The organism is Desulfotignum balticum DSM 7044, from assembly GCF_000421285.1.
Lineage (GTDB): Bacteria > Desulfobacterota > Desulfobacteria > Desulfobacterales > Desulfobacteraceae > Desulfotignum > Desulfotignum balticum.
On the sequence record NZ_ATWO01000001.1, the window covers coordinates 4,045,897 to 4,068,053 of the forward strand.

19 protein-coding genes and 3 riboswitches are annotated in these 22,157 nt (G+C 53.2%); of the genes, 8 read left to right on the forward strand and 11 right to left on the reverse strand.

Annotation, left to right across the window (positions count from 1 at the left end; genetic code table 11):
* Positions 1–59: 59 nt before the first annotated feature.
* The 3 genes from hgcB to K365_RS0120280 are packed head-to-tail and all read right to left on the reverse strand — an operon-like array spanning position 60 to position 1,873.
* A complete protein-coding gene (gene hgcB / locus K365_RS26035; RefSeq protein WP_250697390.1) occupies positions 60–347 on the reverse strand; it encodes a mercury methylation ferredoxin HgcB in 288 nt (95 codons plus the stop codon).
* Between the two features lie 33 nt (positions 348–380).
* Complete coding sequence (hgcA, locus tag K365_RS0120275) at positions 381–1,589, reverse strand: mercury methylation corrinoid protein HgcA (RefSeq protein ID WP_211221138.1); 1,209 nt, start codon at positions 1,587–1,589, stop codon at positions 381–383.
* 17 nt (positions 1,590–1,606) lie between these two features.
* Complete coding sequence (locus K365_RS0120280) at positions 1,607–1,873, reverse strand: ArsR/SmtB family transcription factor (RefSeq protein WP_024336059.1); 267 nt, start codon at positions 1,871–1,873, stop codon at positions 1,607–1,609.
* A 161-nt stretch (positions 1,874–2,034) separates the two neighbouring features.
* Between K365_RS0120280 and K365_RS28540 the strand changes: the two genes are divergently transcribed.
* The 8 genes from K365_RS28540 to K365_RS0120330 all read left to right on the forward strand — a co-directional run bounded on the left by K365_RS28540 (position 2,035) and on the right by K365_RS0120330 (position 11,534).
* Positions 2,035–2,193, forward strand: coding sequence for a hypothetical protein (locus tag K365_RS28540; protein WP_211221139.1), 159 nt, complete (start codon positions 2,035–2,037; stop codon positions 2,191–2,193).
* A gap of 34 nt (positions 2,194–2,227) precedes the next feature.
* Positions 2,228–2,416: riboswitch (cobalamin riboswitch) on the forward strand.
* 413 nt (positions 2,417–2,829) lie between these two features.
* Positions 2,830–4,335: an ABC transporter substrate-binding protein gene (locus tag K365_RS0120295; RefSeq protein ID WP_029725625.1), complete on the forward strand. Its 1,506-nt coding sequence runs from the start codon at positions 2,830–2,832 to the stop codon at positions 4,333–4,335.
* Positions 4,336–4,586: 251 nt separating this feature from the next.
* A riboswitch (cobalamin riboswitch) is annotated at positions 4,587–4,801 on the forward strand.
* A 150-nt stretch (positions 4,802–4,951) separates the two neighbouring features.
* The gene (locus K365_RS0120300; protein WP_029725626.1) at positions 4,952–7,078 is read left to right on the forward strand and encodes a TonB-dependent receptor; all 2,127 of its coding nucleotides are present in this window, start codon (positions 4,952–4,954) and stop codon (positions 7,076–7,078) included.
* Positions 7,079–7,195: 117 nt separating this feature from the next.
* The gene (locus K365_RS0120305) at positions 7,196–8,260 is read left to right on the forward strand and encodes a FecCD family ABC transporter permease (protein ID WP_084489931.1); all 1,065 of its coding nucleotides are present in this window, start codon (positions 7,196–7,198) and stop codon (positions 8,258–8,260) included.
* A complete protein-coding gene (locus K365_RS0120310) occupies positions 8,260–9,042 on the forward strand; it encodes an ABC transporter ATP-binding protein (protein ID WP_024336063.1) in 783 nt (260 codons plus the stop codon). Before K365_RS0120305 ends, K365_RS0120310 begins: the two co-directional genes overlap by 1 nt.
* A gap of 144 nt (positions 9,043–9,186) precedes the next feature.
* A riboswitch (FMN riboswitch) is annotated at positions 9,187–9,338 on the forward strand.
* A 94-nt stretch (positions 9,339–9,432) separates the two neighbouring features.
* Complete coding sequence (gene ribB, locus K365_RS0120315; protein WP_024336064.1) at positions 9,433–10,086, forward strand: 3,4-dihydroxy-2-butanone-4-phosphate synthase; 654 nt, start codon at positions 9,433–9,435, stop codon at positions 10,084–10,086.
* A gap of 306 nt (positions 10,087–10,392) precedes the next feature.
* Positions 10,393–10,854, forward strand: a complete 462-nt coding sequence (locus tag K365_RS0120325) for a MarR family winged helix-turn-helix transcriptional regulator (protein WP_024336066.1) — start codon at positions 10,393–10,395, stop codon at positions 10,852–10,854.
* Between the two features lie 86 nt (positions 10,855–10,940).
* Positions 10,941–11,534 (forward strand): LysE family translocator, encoded by a 594-nt coding sequence (locus K365_RS0120330; RefSeq protein WP_024336067.1) that lies wholly within the window; start codon positions 10,941–10,943, stop codon positions 11,532–11,534.
* Between the two features lie 366 nt (positions 11,535–11,900).
* Here K365_RS0120330 and K365_RS0120335 read toward each other — a convergent pair whose 3' ends face one another.
* From K365_RS0120335 to K365_RS0120370, 8 genes are read right to left on the reverse strand one after another with little or no spacing between them, the layout of a single operon-like run.
* Positions 11,901–15,947 carry a cobaltochelatase subunit CobN gene (locus K365_RS0120335; protein ID WP_024336068.1) on the reverse strand — a complete coding sequence of 1,349 codons (4,047 nt, stop codon included), beginning with the start codon at positions 15,945–15,947 and terminating at the stop codon, positions 11,901–11,903.
* A complete protein-coding gene (locus tag K365_RS0120340; protein ID WP_024336069.1) occupies positions 15,947–16,288 on the reverse strand; it encodes a DUF2149 domain-containing protein in 342 nt (113 codons plus the stop codon). Before K365_RS0120340 ends, K365_RS0120335 begins: the two co-directional genes overlap by 1 nt.
* Positions 16,285–16,917 carry a MotA/TolQ/ExbB proton channel family protein gene (locus tag K365_RS0120345; RefSeq protein ID WP_245569222.1) on the reverse strand — a complete coding sequence of 211 codons (633 nt, stop codon included), beginning with the start codon at positions 16,915–16,917 and terminating at the stop codon, positions 16,285–16,287. The genes K365_RS0120340 and K365_RS0120345 overlap by 4 nt, the downstream gene beginning before the upstream one ends.
* Positions 16,917–17,639 (reverse strand): DUF2162 family putative transporter, encoded by a 723-nt coding sequence (locus tag K365_RS0120350; protein WP_024336071.1) that lies wholly within the window; start codon positions 17,637–17,639, stop codon positions 16,917–16,919. Before K365_RS0120350 ends, K365_RS0120345 begins: the two co-directional genes overlap by 1 nt.
* A gap of 6 nt (positions 17,640–17,645) precedes the next feature.
* Entirely contained in the window at positions 17,646–19,562 is a 1,917-nt protein-coding gene (locus K365_RS0120355) for a TonB-dependent receptor plug domain-containing protein (protein WP_024336072.1), read from the reverse strand.
* A 1-nt stretch (position 19,563) separates the two neighbouring features.
* Complete coding sequence (locus K365_RS0120360; protein WP_024336073.1) at positions 19,564–21,156, reverse strand: carbon-nitrogen hydrolase family protein; 1,593 nt, start codon at positions 21,154–21,156, stop codon at positions 19,564–19,566.
* Positions 21,153–21,518 carry a DUF2149 domain-containing protein gene (locus tag K365_RS0120365; protein WP_024336074.1) on the reverse strand — a complete coding sequence of 122 codons (366 nt, stop codon included), beginning with the start codon at positions 21,516–21,518 and terminating at the stop codon, positions 21,153–21,155. Before K365_RS0120365 ends, K365_RS0120360 begins: the two co-directional genes overlap by 4 nt.
* Positions 21,515–22,156, reverse strand: coding sequence for a MotA/TolQ/ExbB proton channel family protein (locus K365_RS0120370; RefSeq protein WP_024336075.1), 642 nt, complete (start codon positions 22,154–22,156; stop codon positions 21,515–21,517). The genes K365_RS0120365 and K365_RS0120370 overlap by 4 nt, the downstream gene beginning before the upstream one ends.
* Position 22,157 lies beyond the last annotated feature (1 nt).

Below are 22,157 nucleotides of genomic sequence, written 5' to 3' on the forward strand. Positions count from 1 at the left end.
CGCAGTGGGTCTGGCGGGTACCGCAGCTATCGCACCCGCCGCAGTCGCAGGACGCGCCGTCAGCAGCAGCCATCCCCGCAGGAGGCATTTTCCTTACCCTTTATCCAGACCTGGATAATATAGGTGGCTCACCCCACCCCGGGACTGACCGATATGGCATCTGCCGGGCAGTTGCTGACACAGGCCCCGCATTCCATACAGGCATTGAAGTCAACAATTTGCGCTTTTTTTTCCTGTATCTCAAACACGGCATGGGGACAAACTTCGGTGCACAACCCGCAGCCGATACATTTTTGTTCATCCAGCACCAGGGTGGCCACATCTTCCAGATATCTGAAATCCTGCATTTTTTTCTCCTTTCTCAGCTTCTTTCCGAATCATCAGAATGCACTGTAAATCCAAAGCCCGGCAGACACCAGTATGCCGGTCACCTGCACAGGAATATATTGTTTCATCTCTTTTTCCACCCCGGACGGGGAGGTGAACGGGGTGGCACCGGTAAAATTCATGGCCAGATGGGAACTGACCATCACACTGAAGATGACCAGGGCTGCGGCACCGGCCATGCTGCCGATATGATCCCAAATCAAAGGCAGCAGCAACAGGCCGCACACACCGCCCATGAGAATGCCTTTGAAAGCAAATTTTTTTGACGGGATAACCGGCAGCAGCACCGGGGTTAATACCGCACCGGAAATCAGTCCAGTGACCAGGGCGGACAAGGATATAAGCCCCCTTTCCCAGGCCCCGTGAAACGAAAATATCCCCGGGCCGATACCTGAAAGCACAAACAGCATCAGGGCGGCAATACCGGATATCTTCAAAGCCCCGTGCAGTTCCACCGGGGTCAGCACAAACCGTTCAAACAAGGTGAACGTGACCTGGCGCATGGGTTTGTCCGCTTTTTTCCCCTTGTTCAGAAATTCCGGAATATCACAGGCCCGCACCGGCCCATACACCACCCGGAAACCGGACTGGGCCTTCACCTGTCTGGCAGATACCCCGGTGGCACCCAGCTGGGGCACGATCACCCGTTTATGGGCCACCACTTTTTCAAGATGAACCGCTTTGATTCTGTTGACCAGTTCTTGAGTGGAAAAAATTTTTTTCCCTGCTGCGCACCAGACATTCACCCCGCGGGTATCCAGCACCAGAATCCAGGCGCTGACACCCCTTAACGCAGATCGCAGATGATCAAAGGTCAGCTTGTAGTTGGCGGTCACCAACACGTCTGAATCCGGATCCGGTGATCCGATGCCGTAAAGGCCGGGGCTCACCAGATACTTGTCCCGCCGGATGCCGCATCGGACGGCGATGGTGGACAGCCGGTCTTTTTTCTCCAGATCCGGCCGGATCACCGGCACGGGACCGGCATCGGTTTCCATAAAATGGTCCACATAACGGCACAATTCATATCCGGGTCTGTCATAAGCCGCCATCGGGCGGGTTTCTTCGGATGCACACAACAGGCCCGGCATATCCATTGACGGCATGAGCTGCACATCGTTGGTTGACAGGCCAGGGCCTTTTTTTTGAAAAGGATCTTGGGTTGGGTTGTCTGACCTGGTGTCCATTGGGCGTATTTTCATAACGGTTCCCGGGTAGTTTATAACGCGTTTACAAATTGTTTGAGCCGCTTCAACACGGCCTTATCCACACAAAAATAGGTTTTAGGCCCCTCCACCTCGCCGCAGACAATGCCCGATTCCTTGAGTATCTTCAAATGCTGGCTGATGGTGGACTGGGAATAGGGGAAAATACCTACGATCTCTCCGCAGATGCAGGTGTCAATCTCAATTAAATGCTGGACGATTCTGATCCGGGTGGGATGGCCCAGGGCTTTGAAAATTTTGGCAAGCTGTGCTGATTCCATTGGCAAAAACCTTTTAATCGTTAATCGACATTTAACGATGTCATATCTGTCTGCCGGTGTCAACCCCCAAACATTGTCTTTTCTTGACAATACCCAGTTTTGTGCCTTATGTATCAAATAAGAAAAATTTCCTTCAAATCCAATCTGAATCGAGGTGAGAAATGAAACAGCCCGATGATTATGATTTTGTCAAACTCAGCCGGAAGCATCTGGATATCCTGGTTTCCTGGGCAGACCAGGATGGATGGATTCCCAGCCCCTGGAAAGAATCTATGGCATCACCATATTTAAACTGGGATGATCGGCTTACCACACACTGACATTTACCTTGACACCGACAGAAGCCGTTGATAAATCTATAATTAGAGTTCAGGTGCGCCAGAAGCGCATAACAGGGAATCCGGTGAAAGACCGGAACGGGCCCGCCGCTGTGAATGGGGACGAAAACCGCGTCATACCACTGTTATTTAACAAAATAACGGGAAGGTGCGGTGATTAGGATAAGCCATCAGTCAGAAGACCTACCTGAACCATATTGACACCCTTTCGTGGCATAAAGGGGCGGTCACCATCTGGATAAAGAAAAGGGAATACTCCGGATCGATTCAATATCGGTCCGGAGTTTGTATTTTTAGGAGATACTGGAAAATATCATGACATATCACTGCCGTTTCCGTGTAAACCGATTCTGTGTTAAATGGGCTGCTGCAGCGGCCATTTGCTGGCTGTGGCTGGCCGGTGCAGCTGTGTCCGCCCCCCGATCACCATCGCTGAGTGCCTTGGCAGCCGGTTACAGTCTGATCATCCTCCCGAAAACGTTGTGCCGATGGTGCCCTCAACCACGGAAATCATTTTTTGCGATCGGTGCGGCAAAACCACCCTGATCAAAACCTTTTAATCATGACGATAGTCGTTTCTTTTGAAGTGTCAATCCAGATTGTAGAAGGAATTTTGTAATGAAAAAAACACCCTGCATATTTATTGTGCTCACCGCCCTGCTTGCAGCAACGATGGGGTACAGCGCTCCCGTCAAAGCGGATTCCCCGAAGGCCGGGACCTACCACGGAACAGCCGTCGGGTATCATGGCAAAGTAAATGTTACCGTTAGGATTGATGACAAAGGGACAATAGAATCGGTGGATGTGGATGATGACCATCACGAGACAAAAGGGATGGGAACGATCGCCACAGAAAAAGTATCCAAAGCCATCGTCAAAGAGCAGGCTCTGGATGTAGACGGTGTAACCGGAGCTACCCTGACCGGTGATGCAGTGCTTGCAGCTGCCGCAGATGCCCTGCAAAAGGCAGGAATTGATCCTGCCTCCCTTGGGTTTGTACCGGTGGTGAAAAAACCGGTGGAAAAGATTGCATTCAATCCGGCCGCCATGCCCCAAAAGGCTTCCGCCACCGGTTCGATAATCGTTACGGATGCTAAAAGCCGCAAGGTGAGGGTTAACCTGCCGGTATCGACCTACGCCATCAGCACCATGGATGTTATTGATTATGTGATACCACTCCTTGGCAGGGCTGCTTTCGACAAACTGGTGGCATCGGGACAGGACGGTGGCGGCGGTATCCAGAGATACGGCAGGCTCTATACCCCTATTGTTGGAAATTATATGGCGCATTTCGGGCAAATCTCCGAACATAATGCCCCTTTTGACCTTGAGATGATTCTGGCCCGAAATCCCGATGTGCTTATTGTTAATTCAGCCATGTCGGCACACAGACATGCTAAAATCATAGAGGCACAACTCTCCCAGGTCGGAATACCCATCGTGATGATTGACGTACCCGGCAAATCCATGACGACAGCCGCGCAAAACACGTTGGAACTGCTTGGCAAAATATTTCAAAAAGAGGAACGGGCTGCAAAGGTCGTTACTTTCTTGGACAAGCAATATGCTATGATTGCATCCAAAAAACTCGACCAGCGGACGGACAAACCCACAGTTTATTATGAAAAATCGGGTTATTCCGAGGTGTTCGGCCATACTCAGAGCAGTAAAAGGACCGGATGGGGTACTCTTATCGCTGTTGCCGGAGGTGACAATATTGCAGATCCGTTTCTGTTAAGCACTTCCGGCGGGAAAGGTGGCAGTGGTACGCTTGATCCGGAAATTGTCCTCCAGGCTGATCCTGATTTTATTATGCTCAGTGGTTCCGGTGCCGGCTGGATGAACAATTTCCCTGATGATCCGGCAAAGACGCCTGCTTTTGATATTATTAATCGAACCGGATGGAAAAATCTGAATGCCGTTAAAAAACGTAATATCTATGAGTTGGCCCATTCCATGAACCGCTCTATTTACAGTTTTTATGCCTGCCTGAAAATGGCATCCATCTTCTACCCGGACGAATTTTCCGGCGTTAATCCCGATGCTGTTTTGGACGAATTCTTCAAAAAATTCATGTTGGTTGATAGCAGCATAACCGGATGGGTTTATAGATATGATGACTAAACAATCAAGGCCAGGAGTCTTAAGCAGAATTATATTTTATTATAGTAGTAACTCAGAATTTTTTATGATCGTGACAGTAGAAATTTTATGCAAACCATTTTACATCAACCCTAATCCTTTTTTTCATAATACCAAAACAAAACATTGCCGCGATCCGTCATGCATTGGAACGGCAAACGACACACATGAATTTATATACTTTTTTCTAACAACAGGAAACATCCTTTTGTTAGAAAAAACCATCAGACAACAATAATTACTGCATCATCGGTGTCCATTCAGGACTTGATAGGGAATCCCGTGTGAATCGGGAGCGGTCCCGCCGCTGTAATACCGGTATTTTTGTTCTCCTGAAGGAGATCAAAACGTCATTTGGCCAATATGCCACTGTTTGTTTTCAAATGGGAAGGCGGCTGAAGAGGAAAAAAGGTTAAGCCAGAAGACCTGCCGATGATGCATGGGCAACTCACCTCGGGAATAGGTGAGACCGTTAATTGTCAACAGGTTCGGGTTAAATACGGTCCCCGTACTCCTTTTATGTGAGTACGGGGATTTTTTTTGGGTTAAAGGTGGAATATTACACAGTCAGACTAACACAAAGATAGGAGAAGAGGAGATGAAGAAACATAGGATGAACAGCAAATTGGCCGTTTTAATTGCATTACCCATGATCATATTCGGGACAACCTCTATGGCAGCCGATAGCGAACTCAATGAAGAAAGCAACATTACTTATAAAGAAGAAATAACCGTGACCGCAAAAAGAGTGGCTCCCGCCATACAACTCGAACCGGAAAAAACTACCATTGATATAGGAAGCTTTCAATCTGTCGGCCCGGCAACCAGTGTTATCGATGTGCTGCAAACTCAACCGACCATTGATTTTCGCGGGGAATCAAGTCTTGATCCAGGGGTGGATTCCATTTTTCTCCGTGGTTTTGACTCCAAGCGCTTTGTCACCGCCATTGACGGGTTGACCGTCCAGAGAACGGGAGGTCGTAAAAGCAGTAATATTGTCGACTATGGGGCCCTGCCCACATTTCTGTTTGATCGCATTGAAATTCTGCCCGGACCTCACACCGCGTTGTTTGACAGCAGGGCCATCGGCGGTGTCATTAATATGAAAATGAAGCAACCGGAGGCCAGGGAAAGTTTCAAGCCTGATGTAACGTTTTCCTCAAGCTACGGTTCCTACGACACCATGCAAAATGTAGTGTCCGCCAGAGGCGCTTTGCATAATTTGACTTATGATGTGGGCTATCGCCTGTATTCGACCGATGGGTACCTGCGGCACAGTGAAACGGAAATTGAAACCACCTATGGTCGGCTCGGTTATCTGCTGCCTGGGGACGGTTTTGTGACCCTCAGTGCCAGCATGACCGAAACTGAACGTGACGTAGCTGTTAACAATCCCGGAACATTATTCGGGGATTATGACAACGATTACCCTGATGTCGATGGCAGTGTCTTTGACGTCTATCAGGACCCGACCTGGGATGGTGATTCCTATAATTACCGGCTTGATTTCAACCAGCCGACCTCCTATGGAACCATCACCTTTAATGCCTATGCCGGCAAGGACAATCGTAAACGTCTCTATTACGAGACTGTCGGAGCAACAGAGCTTTCCAGGATGGATACCGATTGGTGGCAAAAGGGCGGCAAACTTCAAAATGAATATACCTGGCGCAATGATCAGGTTACGACCTTTGGTTATGATATGGTCTGGCTGTCTGATAATGGCGGCGTAAATGATGAAAAAATCGAGCGTGTCAAAAAACTGGCCGGTTTTGCTCAGCACAAATTCACGATAGCGGAAGTCTTCGATATGACCTTTGGTATTCGTCATGAAGATGTATCTACAAAGATCTTCAACGATCTCGACGGTAAATTTTATATTCCCGGCCGCGGTTATTATATTGATCGTGACTTTAGCGCCTGGGTGCCGAAATCACTGACTACCTGGCGGATGGATCACCTTTCACCGGCGTTTCGTGATACATCACTTTCTCTTGGCATCAGCCGCATCTGGCGTGCGCCTGATTATCACGGCGACTATAATCCCCAGGGCAGACCGGCCGGTGCCTGGCTTGAACCTGAAGACGGCATCGGCTATGATTTGATTTTTAACCGCAGACTGGCCGGTGATATTCAGTTAAAAAGCAATTTTTCCTTTTACAATATTGAGAACTTTATTGCCTCAAATCGGACGTATTCCAAATATTCCGGAGGGAGTGCCGGTGCAAACCGTTTCAGCGATTATAAAATCAATCTTGAAGAGGTGTACCGCTACGGGTTTGATCTGGAATTGGGCGGACATATCATAGATACGCTTTCCTTTTATTTGGCCTATTCCTGGCAGGATTTTGAAAACCAGGGCGATGAACCTGCCGGGCAGGAAGAACTGGATCAGAGAGCGGAACATCGTATTAAGACTGGTCTGCGCTACTCGCCATGGGAGCGGACCACTTTTATGATCGATTACCAGTATCAAAGTGATGAAGTGACGGAAGTTTCGGAAGAGATAGCCAATGATGTCTGGAATTTCAGAGAAGTACAGATCGATGCCTATCAAACCGTTGATCTGGCTGTGGAACAGATCCTGTTTCAGCAAAAAGGTATTTTGCGGGACATGAAGCTGAAGCTGTATATCCAAAATCTCTTTGATGAAACCTACTGCGACACTTCCGGCTATCCGGCAACGGACATGACATTTGGAGTAAACCTGAGCTTCCGGCTCTAAACCTTAATTCCCATGCCGACCGCATTCGATTATACTTATCGGATTCGGTCGGCACAGGTTGCGTTCTGCCTCTGAAATATGTGGCCTTTTCAAGTAATAAAAAGGAGAATCCGGTCAATGAACAGATCAAACCCATTTTCAAAGGCCATTGAAGCCGACCGGAAGATATACCGGCACATGATCAGAAAAAGGACGGCCTTGACGGCGGCTCTTTTTGCCCTGACAATCATCCTGGTTCTGGTCAATATCTCCCTGGGATCAACCGACATTTCCCTTTCGAAAATCATCACTATCCTTTTTACAGGAAAGGGGGACGGGCATACCCCCATGATCGTTCTGGATATCCGGCTGCCCATGGCATTGATGGCTCTTGCCGTCGGCGCCTGTCTCGGGCTTGGCGGCTGCGAGATCCAGACCATCCTGCGCAACCCCATTGCCAGCCCCTACACTCTTGGCATTACCCATGCCGCCTCGTTCGGCGCTGCCCTGGGGCTTATTCTGGACGCAAATGTCCTGAATGTTTCCGAGGCCGTCATGGTGACCAGCAATGCGTTTTTCTTTGCTTTGCTGGCATCCGTCCTGGTTTATGCTTTTTCTTTAAGGTCCGGGTCAAGCAAAACCTCCATCATCCTTTTCGGTATTGCCCTGAATTTTATGTTTGCCGCCCTGACCATGGTTCTGCAATACGTGGCTGATGACGAAGACCTCCAGAGCCTGGTATTCTGGAACATGGGCAGTATGCTGAAAACGACCTGGGTCAAATTCTGGCTGGTGTTCATTGTCCTGATTCTATGCTCTGTGGTGCTTTATAAAAATGCATGGAAACTGACAGCCATGAGTCTTGATGATACCAAGGCACGCAGTCTGGGAGTTAATACCCACAAAATAAGGCGCATGGTGATTTTGTTGACCTCTTTGCTGACCGCCTTTGCCACCTGCTTTGTCGGATCCATAGGTTTTGTGGGCATCATTGCCCCCCATATCGCCCGTTATCTGGTTGGGGAGGATCAGCGTTTTTTGCTGCCGCTTTCCGGGTTGGTAGGCGCCCTGGTGGTCAGCTTTGCTTTTGTTGTCAGCAAGGTGGTTATCCCGGGAGTAATTTTGCCCATCGGGCTTGTAACTGCCATCATAGGCATCCCTATCTTCCTGTCCATAATTTTCAACAAGATGAGGATAATGTAATGCTCAAATTGCAGCAACTCGGTTTTGCTTATAAGCGCGGCAAAACCAGTCATTCGGTATTCAGCGATCTGAACCACACCTTTACGCATGGCATCAATGTTATTCTCGGTCCCAACGGCGCGGGAAAAACCACTTTGCTCCAATCTATTTTCGGACTGCTGCCGTATAAAGGAACCATATATTACGGGGAAAAAAATGTAACGGCCATGCAACAGGAGGAAATTATCCGGCTGATGTCCTATCTGCCGCAGATGGATATTGAGACATCCATGCTTTCGGTGCTGGAAATGGTGCTCCTGGGGAGACTGCCCGGTCTGGGATATAAGGTGAAAGATGAAGACCTATCTGTGGTGATGGATACGCTGCGCACCCTGAATATCGTATCACTAGCGGAGCGGAACTTCAGTGAACTGAGCGGCGGTCAGAAAAAAATGGTGTTTATTGCCCAGACCCTGGTCAGGGAGCCTCGCCTGATTTTGCTGGACGAACCGGTGAACTCGCTGGATCTGCAAAAACAGCTGGAGTTGTGCCGCCTGCTGCAGGATATTGCGACTTCACGCAGCGTTGATATTGTGATGGTCCTTCATGATATCAATCTGGCGGCCCGCTACGGGCATCACCTGGTCGTGTTTGACAAAAATGGCGATTTGCACAGCAGCGGCAGCCCGCAGGAAGTAGTGACCGAAGCGATGCTCAGACAGGTTTACGGGGTTAAAGCGCTGGTCAGCAATGACGCTGAAGGCATACCCATGGTTGTTCCTGTCAGTTCAACCAGAAACTGAGCAACACAATTTCATTTGCCGGTATCTGGCTCAGGTATCCCCTGGCAGAACTGGTTACCCTTTTTTTTGCCGTTCTGTTTATGCGGAAAAGCTATAAATCAAGGGAAAGGGGCTTGACTTCTCGCCCCGGGCAGGATAGATCCGTATTGTTCTCAGGGCGGGGTGGAACTCCCCACCGGCGGTAACCTGTATCTGAACAGGGAGCCCGCGAGCGCCCTGCCCGTTATGGGCGGGGGTCAGCAGATCTGGTGAAACGCCAGAGCCGACGGTCACAGTCCGGATGGAAGAGAATAAGGTCTTTCAGGGACAGGTATGTCCATGCCCCTGCCTGCCCGGCTTTTCTGCTTGCCCTGATTCATATTAATTGATTTACAACAAAGGAGTTTCATCATGAATCAGCATCTGTTAACCCCGTTTGGTAATCCGGTCCAGCGTGTCGCTGCAGGCATCAAGGCGGTCCAAGAGGGCCGCGGCGTTCTGGTGGCCGATGACGAAGACAGGGAAAACGAAACCGACCTCATTTTTCCCGCCCATTCCCTGACCTGCCAACAGATGGCCCTGCTCATCCGGGAATGCAGCGGTATTGTTTGTTTATGCCTGACGCCGGAAAAAGTGTCCCAACTGGATTTGCCGCCCATGGTAAAAGACAACTCCAGCCCTTACGGGACCGCCTTTACGGTGAGTATTGAGGCAGCCTGCGGGGTGACCACCGGCGTCTCTGCCCAGGACCGGGTGACCACGGTCCTGGCCGCCATCGCAGACAAGGCTGTGCCAAAGGACCTGAACCGGCCCGGCCACGTTTTTCCGCTCCGGGCCAGACCCGGCGGGGTCCTGGAACGGGCCGGCCACACCGAGGCCACCGTGGACCTCATGGCCCTGGCCGAACTGCCCCCCTTTGGGGTGCTCTGCGAGGTGACCCGTGCGGATGGCACCATGACCCGGCTGCCCGAGGCCATTGAGTTCGGACGCAGGCACGGCTTTCCGGTCCTCACGGTGCAGGATCTGATCCAATACCGGAGTTCCCTTGCATTAAAGGCCTCCTGATCCCCTGCCCCTGGCCTGTTTCCGGCCAGGGGCCCCCCTTCAGATAGGGCGCGATCAATTTCAGTTCATTGGGCCGGATTGAGCCTTGCATTTTTCAAGATACCGGCAAAAGGCCGAAGACATCTGATTCCTCCACCATCTGTACCCGGAACAACGGCCATGGGAAATGGCTGGTTCAAAAAACACCTTGACTGTCTGAGTGGTTCCTGATATTTTTTATAAAAGTGTATATACACATATATAGTCGGCAGGCTAAAACAGGTCACCGGCAGAATGAAACCGCCTTCACACGAAAAGGATACGTTCATGACAACCCTGGCAGACGGAAAGAAAAATAAAAACATTTATGCCCAAAGCCCCTGTATCTGCGGGAATTTAAGACGGGCTGGCCGGCTGGCCACAAAGGTGTACGACGCTTGTTTTCAACCCATCGGGATTAAGGTCACCCAGTACACCCTGCTGCTGGCAATTCAGCGGCTGGGGACTGTCACGGTCACAAAGCTTGCCGAAGAGGTGATCCTGGAGCGGACCACATGTACGCGGAACCTGAACATTCTGGAAGGCAAATCTTTAATCTGTTTTCAGCAGGGGCCGGATAAACGAATGAAACTTATTGCACTCACCAAAGAGGGTGTCGACAAAACAAACGCGGCCAAGCCCCTGTGGCAGGAAGCCCAAAAGGTGATGTTTGATACAATCGGAGAGGAAAATGCCTTGGCGCTCCTTGACGAATTAACCCGGATTATCGCGCTGCTCCGCCAGCAATAATTTTTTTTGCTAAAATAAGTGCATATACACATTTTTATGATTGGACGTATTTTAATTCATAGCGGAAAAGATAAAGGAGGAAGGGGATGGAAAATAAATTTTTATTGTGGTTTGCAATGATGTTTCCCCTGGTGTTCTCAGCCGGACCTGCAAATATCACCATGGCCTCACTGGGGGCCCGGTTCGGGTTTGCAACATCACTGCCGTTTATCTGCGGGATTAATCTGGTTGTCCTGCTGCACGCCCTGCTCATCGGATTCGGCGCCGGCACGTTCCTGGAAAAATACCCCGACCTGTTCCGGTTTCTGCAATACGCAGGTTCTGCCTATCTGATTTATCTTGCGTTCAAATTTTTCAGATCAGCCAGGCCTGAGGCAAAACGCTTGTCAGACAGCGCGCCCAGTTTTCTGGACGGCATTATCCTTCAAATGCTCAACGTGAAGGTGGTCACGGTCACCATGGTCATGTTTTCCCAGTTCCTTGAAACAGGGCCCGACCAGTTGTCCTGGGTGGTCATGCTCGCGGCGGGACTTGCAACCCTTACCACCTGCGCCACCATGACCTGGGCTGCCGGCGCCGCCTGGCTGACCCGGACCTTTGCCACTGAAAAATCCGTCAAGTTGCAGGGCTATATCTTCGGCTCCATGCTCATCGCGGTCTCCATCTGGATATTGCTTTAAAAAAGCCTCTTTAAAATTTTTGGATGCCTTACCGGCGGCGGGCGGGGTTACCCGGCTACTGCCTGGTTCGCCCATCTTGGCGCGGACGAGCATTGGATAAAATCATGAATAAGAAGTTTAAGGTAGCTTTCAACAATTATGTGGCGCTGGCGCATATGTGGTGGATGCCCTGAACACGCATGACTATTATATTTTGACACGTAATCAGTTTGTCTGCTTCAACCCGGTGCATACCAGCGCGGCTGATGCGGTTGGTTGAATAGACAAAGAAGCGAAGGCAGAAAACTGCCCAGACTGATCGGTGCGCATCGCAGTCATTCCCTGCTGTTTCAACTGCCCGTCATGGGGTGGGATATCGTATCTGTTTCATGAGGTCCTCCGGACTGATTTACATGCCCCGGCACTGACCAGGGCCATCACAGCGATGACACAAAGGACCGCCATCCATTGAATACCCGAGGATGTCATCTGGGTGGTATCGTCCTCTGATTTGATTTTTTCCATCTTATATCCTTCGACCATTTGGTTCTCCGGACTGTCATCAGCGCTGGCAGACAAGGGTTTGGACGGTTGTTGATCCGGGGATGGGGCATTGAGCTGATCAATCAACTGATGTCTTTCTTCCACCTGCTGGTCCAGCGGCTGCCGGGCCATCTGCTCAACAGCCAGCTTGAACTGGGCCGCAAGTTCCGGGCTGACCACCCCGGGAATGGAAATAATGGAGACCACCATCTGGTTGAGCAGCGGGTTGTTGCAGGTGTGATCACAGCAGGCGATCCCTCTGGAGACCACGCTTCCGGCATATTCAGCGGCCAGGGTCTGCAACTGTTCGTGACCGGCCTGCCAATACCCCTTGCGGTGGGTTTCCAGCATCCGGCCGGCAATGGATTGAAATGCCCAGGGAGAGGCCTTGTCAAAAAACGCTTTCAGATCAAGATCATATTTGTCAGTGACATATACCTCATAGGTCTGCTGCCATTTGGCCTCATCCACCAGCCCCTCGGTGGTCATGTCCCACCCCCATAAATATTCCACAAAATCGGACATGGCCCTGGCGCCGGCATACCCTTCCACCTTCATGCCTGAAATCCATTTGGGATTCAGATACCGGGCCCGCATTTCCCGTCCCAGAGTCAGCCCCAGGGATTCCACCTGGACACGGCCCCTGGTCTGCTGCCGGATGATCAGGGGCCGGGGTGCCCTGCCGGCTTCTCTGGTAACGGCCATGGCCAGGCCGCCCAGATATTGGAACATATCATCATTGTCCAGCAGGCCGTATACATTGGAAGAACGGGAGTGCACGGTCGTGTCCACCTGGGCCAGCTGGGCTTTCAGGGCATCTTTGGCAAAAATTCCCCAGCTCTCGGATCTTTCCTGCCCGTCCCTTCCCTGTCCAAAGGCATATCCCACCCGGTTCTCATACACCTCCACCACCGCATCAGGATCATCCCATTTGGATGAGCCGGAGGCCATTTCACTGACACCGTTGCCATAGGCACCGGGCGGCTCACTGAATACCCGGAACCGCGACATCTCATCGGCTGTTTCCGGATCCATACCCTGGCCGATCAACCGGGTTTTGATCCGGGCCGTATTCCTGGCGATCAGATTTTCCACATCGGTCTGGCGTTCCGCCAGGCGGACAGCCTGGTCCAAAAAGCGCATTTTATCGGGGAACAGGTCCCGGTAAAGCCCGGAAGCATTGATCATCACATCAATGCGGGGGCGGTTCAGTTCCTGCCCCTTGATCAGCTCCATCCCCAAAATGCGGCCGGTTTTGGACCATTTGGGCCGCACCCCGATGAGATACAAAATCGTGGATTCATTCACGCCCTCGTTGCGTAGCATCTCAGTGGCCCATAGCACCACCGCCACTTTGGCCGGATAGGTGCTGTTCCGGGCCAGATGGTCGTCGATGATCTGCTGGGCGGCTTTTTTCCCCAGCTGCCAGGCCGCAGGGCTGGGCAGGTTGCCCGGATTGGCACCGAAAAAATTTTTCCCTGTCGGCAGGGCGTCAGGATTGCGGATGGGATCGTTTCCCTGGCCGGGATGGACATAGCGGCCTGACAACCCTCTGAGCAGGCTTTCAATTTCTCCGGGACCACTTCGGGCAAGCCGGTCTGACAGTTCCCCGCGGTCCACATGATCGTTCCACTGGACAACGGCATCCACCAGTTCCTCTGATGCCTCCGGGACCGGGGAACGGCCAAAGGTATGCATCCCGTAAGGGATCATAGCGGATTTGATCTCCTCCAGGTAATGCCCCAGCAGGTGGATGGTTTCATCCATATCGTCATCCGGGGCCGGTGCATGGGTGTGGGACGGCATGCCGTCATGGGAATGGTGCGCATCATGGCTGTGTGAACCGGCATGGGACAAATCTTCCAGGATGCCTGTAGACTCGGCCAGTGCCATCAGCCGGGCTGTTTTTTCAGACACGGTCAGGCTGCCCCTTGCCCGGGCCTGTTCGATTTCACCCACCAGGGCGGCCATGCGGCTGTATTCCTCGCTGATATCCGCCTTTCGCAGCACCGGGGTCAGGTGGCTGATCATCACCCCCCGGCCCCGGCGCTTGGCCTGAACGCCTTCTCCCAGGTTATCCACAATGTAAGGATACAGGTTGGGTATATCGGCAATCAACATTTCGGGTGCGCAGGACGGGGACAACCCGGCCTGTTTGCCCGGGGTCCATTCATAGGTGGCATGGGTCCCCAGATGAATCATGGCGTCTGCCTTGAACCGGTGCTTCAGCCACAGATAAACCGCGAGGTACTGGTGGTGGGGATACAGGGTGGTATCATGGTAAAGTTTGCGGGCATCATCACCCCATCCCCTTGCCGGCTCAGGCAGCAGGAGGATATGGTTGACCTGGACGGCCGGAATAATGAAATCGCTGCCCGACACCATGATCTGTGCATCCGCCGGTTTTCCCCACTGGGCGATCACCCGGTTCTGAAAACCTTTGGGCAGGTTCTCAAACCAGACAGCATATGTTTCGATGGGCAGCCGGATAACCTGGCCGGCCGCCGCCATTTTTTCCAGTTCACCCGGTGCCCATGACCCCACATTCCGGCCGGAAGCCAGGATCAGATCCTTGATCTCGTGTTCCGTCAAGGCGTCTCCGGTGGTATATCCATTATCGGCAAGGGCCGACAGAATATGTTCAACGCTGCGGAAGACATTGAGATACGATGCACCGATGTTCTGTTTTCCCTGGTGGTGATTGTAAAACATCAGGGCGATTTTTTTGTCCTTGTTGGGTTTGGTCTGCAGCACCGCCCATTTTTTAAGCCGGGGAATCAGCCGGTCCACATTTTCCGTCACCGGCCGGGAGATAAAAAAAGATTTCCCCGTGGTCTCATCTGTGATCTGTTGTTTGCCTGACAGTACCGTGGGCTCGATCAGACCGGAGATTTCCGGCACGGCCACAGACCAGGCCACCTCCAGCACATTGATGCCCACCGGACTTTGGCGCCACTGCTCCCGTGTGTCCCGGTACAGACTGACCGCATTGAAGACGGGCACATCCAGGCGGGTTAACAACTGTGACAGCTCAGGGGTCAGGGCATTGTTAAATTTGAATGAAAAGGACAACAGCATATGGACCCGGGCCCGGTCTGAGGAATCCAGAAAAAACCGCCGGATCACCGCTGCTTCACGGCCGAAACAGGCGATCACGTTAAAGCCCTCTGATTCAAGGCGCCGGATGACAGCATCCGCCGGGGCCTTCTGGCCCTGTGTCAGAAAAGATGAAAAAAACACAAACCCAATCACCGGGCGGCCCGGATCATATCCGGGCCGATCCGCCTGCCAGGTCAGATAAGGCTGAATCTGGTGAAATACGCCGGGTGTTTCTTCCGGGAGGGTGCCGGGGGCATCCGGATGATATATCCCTGTATCCGGAAGCTGATGAGCACGGTCATAGGAAACCGACGGGTCCAGATGGCGCTGGATGACCCGGCGGACCATGTTCTGAAAGTTGACCACACCCATGTGCCGGTAATAACCGGCCAGCTCGGCGTCGAACACAAACCCTTGCTGCTTGAGACCCTCATCATCCAGAGAGCCGCGAAGGGCATACACGATTCTGGCCTGCCAGGCCGGGTCGTCCGGTGTCATGCCGGTATCGGTCAGAAATGACGTCAGCTCGCGTCCCATGACATCCACCACCACCACAGACGACTGCGCGATCACCTGTTTGACGGCCTCCGGCTGCCGGCGCACCTGGTCGACTGTCACCACATGGATCCTTTGTTTCAGCGCATCATCAATATCCAGAGAACCGACTGCCGTATGGGCGGTATAGGAATTCTGGTCCAGTACCATGACGGTCAGGTCCCCGCCGGAGGGCGCCGCCTGCAGTACCGGAACCAGCACCAGGATGCCCCATATAACGGTGAGAATACTTTTCATCAGGATTCATCCGGAATATAAATCATGGAGCCGTCCTCCAGCTGATAGGCCGTCCCCAGACGTTTTCCCCGGCCTTTGGCTGTTTCTTTTGTCATCTTGACGGCATTGATCTTTTTCCCTTTTTTTTCGATTATTTCGATCTGGCCGTCAGCCGACTGCTTGACAATGGTCAGGTCGGAATCCCTGGAAAGCAGGTCTTCCAGGTGATATGCCCCGAAAAGAGCGATCAGCAGCCCTACAATAAACACCAAGCCCAGGTCAAACAGGTTGGCCACCCCTGCCATGGGGTCATTGTCAGAGAACCCGGCACCCCGGCTCTGTCTGGATTTCAGATATCTCACGGTCTTGCGGCCTCCCTGTCCAATACAGCCGGATACCGGGGGTTGGGGCTGCACAACAGTTCCGCGGCCAGTTCAACCGCCTTGATATCCTGTTCCACCCAGCGCCGCTGCACCGTAAAAAACACATAGGCCAGCAGCCCCAGGGACATGCCCACCACTGTGGTGGTAAACGCCACCACCAGATCCTGACCCAGCTGGGTCAGGTCCCCCTGTCCCAGGGCGGCCAGGCCGGTGCCCATGGGAATCAAGGTGCCGATCAGCCCCAGGCCCGGTCCGATGCGGATAATCAATTTCAGCCGGTCCAGTGATTGCCACAAGGCATGCTCGTTATCCCGCAGCAGGTTGACCACCCGGACTTGCCGATGGGGGTCATCCAGTTCACTGAGCCTGGAAATCACAGACACCACATGTTCGGGCAGACACGCCTGAATTTGACCGGAGATCACGGCCGACGGCAGATCAGGATTGCCGGAATGAAGCCTTCGCCGGTAGATCCATAACCGGAAAAAGTGCCCCGTATACACCAGCATATAGATCACCAGCAAAGACAGCAGCAGGAGCACCGGCAGAAAAATGGAAGAAGACACCAGATAGATGAACGTTTTCAACACGGCTAAAATCTGCATCATTACTCTCTTTTCAATGGTTTAATCAGGCCGGCGGCCAGGGCGGCCAGACAGATGCCCAGGACCACACCCTCCTGTGCTGACAACCGGTGCGGCTCAGTAAACAGGGAGATCCGGTAAATCCGTTCCAGATCTTCTACATGCGGCAGGATCATGACCGACAGCATAAAATACATGGCAATATACAGCATCAGAATTCCCAGAAAGGTATCCGGATGCCTTCGTTGTCCGGCCAGGGCGGCAAATGCTGCGGCAAACCCGAGGCTGATCAGGATAAACCCCAGAAACAACCCTGTAAAAACTAGTGAATCGCCCGGATACAGGGCATGCACAAAGGCGCAGGACAACACCATGACTGAAAAACAGACCGGACACGGGATCACCAGAGCAAGCCAGCCCCGCGATATGCCCGATTGCCGCCGGTTGCCGGTCAGCAGGATGGCCCCCCATACTGTCAGAAAAAGTGCCAGAAGCACATGCAGGGCCATGCCGCTGGCAAAAAAGGTCTGCAGCAGGGCAAGATGTGCCATCAGATCCACATTGATCAGGACCAGCCAGACGGCGGAAAACACCACCGCGTAAACCAGGGCAAATCCCAGGGCCGCGACCGCCCTGACCGGCATGCGCCGCTGCTGCAGGAACAGATAGGCCAGCCCCCCGCCGGCCTTCACGGCAAAAGCGGCAAAGGACATGACCAGGCCGAGTATCAGGGTTTTTTCTTCCATAGAGACTTAAAATGACATGCTCAGGCCCAGTTCGAGCCTGAATCCATCGTCCGGGTACCCGAAATGGGAGGCATAAGATTCATCGAACAGGTTGTGAATATCCGCGGACAGCAGAACATCTCTGTTGAACCAGGTCACGGGATGATTGAGTTTCACATCACAGGTGATATACTGATCCAGCTTTTCAGCCTCCGTGTTTTTGTCGTCGGAATACTGTTCCGATTGCGCCCGGGTGATCCATTCCAGGCGGGTCCGGGTGGGCAGCACGGTTTTCACCACCAGTTTGATCGCGTGGGCCGGGCTGTAACTCAACTGTTTGCCGGTGTCTTTGTTTTCCGTATCCTGGAACACATAGGACAGATCGATCCCGGTATCCGGCGACACCACATATTCAAGCACCGCCTCTATCCCCTGTTTGTAGGCGCTGTCCACATTGAACGGCTCATTCACCCCGTTGACATCCCGCCGGTATTTGATCAGGTCCCGGGTCCGGGTATGAAAGGCGGTCAGACCCAGTGTGTGTTTTCCGCCAAGTCTGTGTTCGCCCCCCGCAGTCAGAGACACAATTTTTTCTTCATCCAGATCGGGATTCCCCCGGACCTGGTCCACAGATCCGTGGCTGGGCTGGTACAGCTGGCCGAATGAGGGAATATTTTCCGAATACCCGGCACTGGTTTTCAACACCGTATCCGTGGACAGGGCATAACTGACCCCGGCGTGGGCACCCGGGGAAAACTGAAAATCATTGGCGTGCTCGGCCCGGGCCCCCAGGGTATAGACAAAGGGCTGTGTCCGGATATGGGTCTGTGCATTGGCCGAGAGCAGCGAGCGGTCATGGTCTCCGGTCAGGGAGTGATCCACCTGTATATATTCGGCCATGGTGCCCACCCTCAGTTCCATGTCCCCGGCATCATTGACAAAGAACAGGTCGGTTCCGGCACCGCCGGAAAGGGTTTTGAGGCGGGAATCCGACCCGTTGTCGGCGGTTTCATCCAGGTCTGTATAATCGCCCCAGGTCTTCAGGGTATAGTCCATATCCCGGGTAAAGCCTTTATACTTGGCTTCAGCACTGGCTTTTTCATACCGCTGCCTGGCATTGGGTGTCAGGTTGTACAGCGGCCCGGCCACCCCGTGGTCCGAGACAAAGGCCCGGGCATTGACGCTGAGCTCACGGCCGTTATCCTTTCTGTCATACCCCAGGCTCAGATGACCCTGGTCCTTCTGGCTGTTGGTCCGCTTTCCGTCCCTGTGGGAATACCCGCCCGACACCATGACCTGATTTTTTTCGGCATCGAATTTGGCCGTGGCACTGCCTGAGGCCAGTCCGTAAGATCCGCCGGAAACCCGTACCTTGCCGGATTTCTCGTGTGTCACCCGCCTCTTTTTTTCCCGGGTCTCGATGTAAATGGCGCCGGCGGCACTGCCCGGGCCCAGCCAAACCGGCACCGGGGGCTTGAAAACGGTGATCTTTTTGATCATATCAATGGGGATACTGCTGAGATCCACCCCGCCGTACTGCATGGCAGATGCCGGCCGGCCGTCAATGAGCACCAGCACGGATCCGGAACCCCCGCCGCCCCGAACGGAGACCCGGGTGCCCAGTCCGCTGCCGCTCTGCTTGACATCCACCCCCGGCATAACGGCCAGGGCCTCGGCCACCTCAAGAATGTTGCGTGCTTCAATCTCCGCGGCATCCATAAAGACCACCTGGGCAGGATTCTGTTCAATGAACACATCGATTTTCCCGGCAGTCACCACCACCTCACCGATATCATGGACCGGGTTCTGACCGCCCCCGTGGCCGTGCTGGGCCAGTGCCAGACTGCCAGGGAACCGCATGACAGGTCCGAAAACCAGGCAGCAGATCAGCCCTGTCCGGATGAACAAACGCCTGAAACCGAACCCCTTTGTCTTGTGTTTCATGTTATTTTCCTCCTTTTTCGAAAGTGAGCAGCAGGTCATAATCAATCCGGTCATAAAACGTTTTCTCCCGGGTCTGGGCCGTATCCAAATCAAACGAGCATACGCCTGCTGAACCGCTGATACGATTGGTTGTCAACTTTCCGTGAATCCCCTTCATATGGGCGACAAACCCTGAATCTTTCCCTGCACCGGCCACCGCCAGGTTGTCAATGGTTCGAACCGAACCGGTTACCATATCGGCACTGCTTAAAGCAAGTTCGGACAGCAGGACCAGGTCACACCCCAGTTTGGACAGGATCACGGAAAGTTCGGGATGATATAATTCCGCCATGGGCACCATGGCCACGGCCGCAGGTCCCAGATGGCGGATGTCAAAAGGGAAAGGACGGGCCGGAGCATGGGTCAGAAATGATTCACGGCCTTTCGCTGTTATCAGTTCAGGCCCGTGGTCTGAAAATCTGACGGCAAACGCCGTTCCGTATTTCCGGGCCAGTGATATCAGCGCGTCTGGGGGAAGGTCTCTGGTATTGACCTGCGGCAGCACCCACAGGGAGGCCGGTTTGGCAGGTGCCTGTTTGACTTCGTTTTCAAGGGCTGCCATATTCAGCGGGCCTTTGTGGGGGACGATGCAGCGCACCTGAAGGCGGCCGGGCTCAGGCAGCTGATAATAGGCCGTGAGATTCTCGGTCCAGGGATCCAGGTAAATCTGCCGGTATTGCGCAATTTTTCGGGATGCCATGCGCTGCTGCCTCGGAACCGAATCAATGCGGCCGTTTTTCAACGGGATCTGAACAACCATCAGGGTGGATTCCCCGGACACTGTTTTTTCCATCACAGTCCCTTCCGGATTGATGACCGCGGAGACCGCGCTGGTGCAGTCCATGGTCCGGTCTTTGCCGGTCCGGTTGCAGGCAGCCAGATACATGCCGTTTTCTCTGGCCCGGGTCTGCCAGACATCCAGGGGGGACATCGATCCTGTGGGCGGCCAGTTGGCCGGGACCCACAGCAGGTCCGCTCCCTGGACAGCTGCGGTTCTGGGGATCAGTCCAAAATAACTGTCTGCACAGATGGCCACCCCCATCCGTCCCCAGGGAGTGTCAAACACATTTTTCTGATAAGGGCTGCCGGATCTGGCCCATCGCTTTTCCCCATAAATTTTGCGATAATGGCAGATCATCTGTCCTTCGGGGGACAGGACAACCGCACTGTTATAGAAACTACCTGTGGCTTCATCCTTTTCCGGAAACGTGATGCCGATATATACTCCCAGTTCCCGTGCCAAGGCGGCCATGTGCCGGACCGCTCTGCTGTTCAGGGTCCGGGTCATGGGCGCCACATCCGCCCGGGACGAAAAAGAATACCCGGACAAGGCCAGTTCCGTGTTGAATATGATTTTCGCCCCCTGGCAGGCCGCTGTCCTGTGAAGCGCGGTCAACTCAGCCAGATTTTTGTCAATGTCCCTATAGGTCACGGCAAAATGAACCAGGGCGATCTTCAAAGCGGCGGGCGTGTTCTGATCCGCCGCAGCAACGCCGCAGCAGACACTGCTGCACAGAAAAACCAGGACCGTCACCATGCAGTACATCTGTTTCATGGCTGGTCTGCCTCTTGCTCTTCTGATGAGGGGATGTAAATCACCCGGCCGTCCTTGAGCTGATAAGCAGTGCCTAAGCGGACCCCTTCACGGCCGCCCACGGTTCGGTCGGTCACTTTTTTTACCGTGACCTCTTTTCCTTTTTTCTCGATGATCTGCCACTGGTTCTCCACCTTTTTCATCAGGGTGATATCGGTGTCCGGATCCAGAAAATCCAGAATCTGAAACGTGGACATCAGGGACAGGAACAACGCCACAATAAAGACCAGGGCCACATCAAACAGATTGGCAACGCCGCTCAAAGGATCATCCTCATGACTGGCTGCGGGATTTTTTGGCCGGCTTTGGAGAATATACTTCATGCGGCTTTGACCTCTTTGATGCTGCTGCCGGGTTTACGGGCAATGGCCTCGGTGATCATGTTGACCAGCCGCAGATCCGATATCATCCACCGGGTCCGGATCACCGTGAAAAAATGGGCACCGATCCCTAAAGCCAGGCCCACCACAGTGGTGGTGAAGGCCAGAATCAGGCTGCTGGACAGCTGGGCCATGTTGCCCTGGGTCAATCCGGCAAGCCCGGTACCCATGGGAATCAGGGTACCCATCAAACCCAGGCTGGGCCCGACCCTCACCACCAGCCGGATCTTGTCCACCTCGTTTTGAAGACCGGCAATGGTCTGCTGGTTCAGGTCTTCCACCCGCTCCGGTGTAAACTGCGATTGATGCCCGACCAGATCCGACAATTGTCCGGCGTAGGTCACAATATGCCGGGGTAAATCAGGTTCCAGTGCATCCGGCAGCTGCCCGATGGCATGAATCTGGTCCATGACATCGGACACACTGGATTTGAACCGGCGGCGCTTGACCCACTCAGCGGCAAACCCGCCGGCATAGACCAGCGTCCAGACGGACAGCAGGATCAACGCACAGACGACCGGATACAGAAGGGCTGTGGAAATGGTATACAGCACTGTTTGAAACAGGGGAAACAGATTCATC

What these genes read in the sequence shown, in the direction of transcription:
- K365_RS0120370 (WP_024336075.1), bottom strand. Translation starts at nt 22,156, where the DNA reads ATGAATCTGTTTCCCCTGTTTCAAACAGTGCTGTATACCATTTCCACA.
- K365_RS0120325 (WP_024336066.1), top strand. Translation starts at nt 10,393, where the DNA reads ATGACAACCCTGGCAGACGGAAAGAAAAATAAAAACATTTATGCCCAA.
- K365_RS0120350 (WP_024336071.1), bottom strand. Translation starts at nt 17,639, where the DNA reads ATGGAAGAAAAAACCCTGATACTCGGCCTGGTCATGTCCTTTGCCGCT.
- K365_RS0120280 (WP_024336059.1), bottom strand. Translation starts at nt 1,873, where the DNA reads ATGGAATCAGCACAGCTTGCCAAAATTTTCAAAGCCCTGGGCCATCCC.
- K365_RS0120310 (WP_024336063.1), top strand. Translation starts at nt 8,260, where the DNA reads ATGCTCAAATTGCAGCAACTCGGTTTTGCTTATAAGCGCGGCAAAACC.
- K365_RS28540 (WP_211221139.1), top strand. Translation starts at nt 2,035, where the DNA reads ATGAAACAGCCCGATGATTATGATTTTGTCAAACTCAGCCGGAAGCAT.
- K365_RS0120365 (WP_024336074.1), bottom strand. Translation starts at nt 21,518, where the DNA reads ATGAAGTATATTCTCCAAAGCCGGCCAAAAAATCCCGCAGCCAGTCAT.
- K365_RS0120360 (WP_024336073.1), bottom strand. Translation starts at nt 21,156, where the DNA reads ATGAAACAGATGTACTGCATGGTGACGGTCCTGGTTTTTCTGTGCAGC.
- hgcA (WP_211221138.1), bottom strand. Translation starts at nt 1,589, where the DNA reads ATGAAAATACGCCCAATGGACACCAGGTCAGACAACCCAACCCAAGAT.
- K365_RS0120300 (WP_029725626.1), top strand. Translation starts at nt 4,952, where the DNA reads ATGAAGAAACATAGGATGAACAGCAAATTGGCCGTTTTAATTGCATTA.
- K365_RS0120345 (WP_245569222.1), bottom strand. Translation starts at nt 16,917, where the DNA reads ATGATGCAGATTTTAGCCGTGTTGAAAACGTTCATCTATCTGGTGTCT.
- K365_RS0120295 (WP_029725625.1), top strand. Translation starts at nt 2,830, where the DNA reads ATGAAAAAAACACCCTGCATATTTATTGTGCTCACCGCCCTGCTTGCA.
- ribB (WP_024336064.1), top strand. Translation starts at nt 9,433, where the DNA reads ATGAATCAGCATCTGTTAACCCCGTTTGGTAATCCGGTCCAGCGTGTC.
- K365_RS0120335 (WP_024336068.1), bottom strand. Translation starts at nt 15,947, where the DNA reads ATGAAAAGTATTCTCACCGTTATATGGGGCATCCTGGTGCTGGTTCCG.
- K365_RS0120355 (WP_024336072.1), bottom strand. Translation starts at nt 19,562, where the DNA reads ATGAAACACAAGACAAAGGGGTTCGGTTTCAGGCGTTTGTTCATCCGG.
- K365_RS0120305 (WP_084489931.1), top strand. Translation starts at nt 7,196, where the DNA reads ATGAACAGATCAAACCCATTTTCAAAGGCCATTGAAGCCGACCGGAAG.
- K365_RS0120330 (WP_024336067.1), top strand. Translation starts at nt 10,941, where the DNA reads ATGGAAAATAAATTTTTATTGTGGTTTGCAATGATGTTTCCCCTGGTG.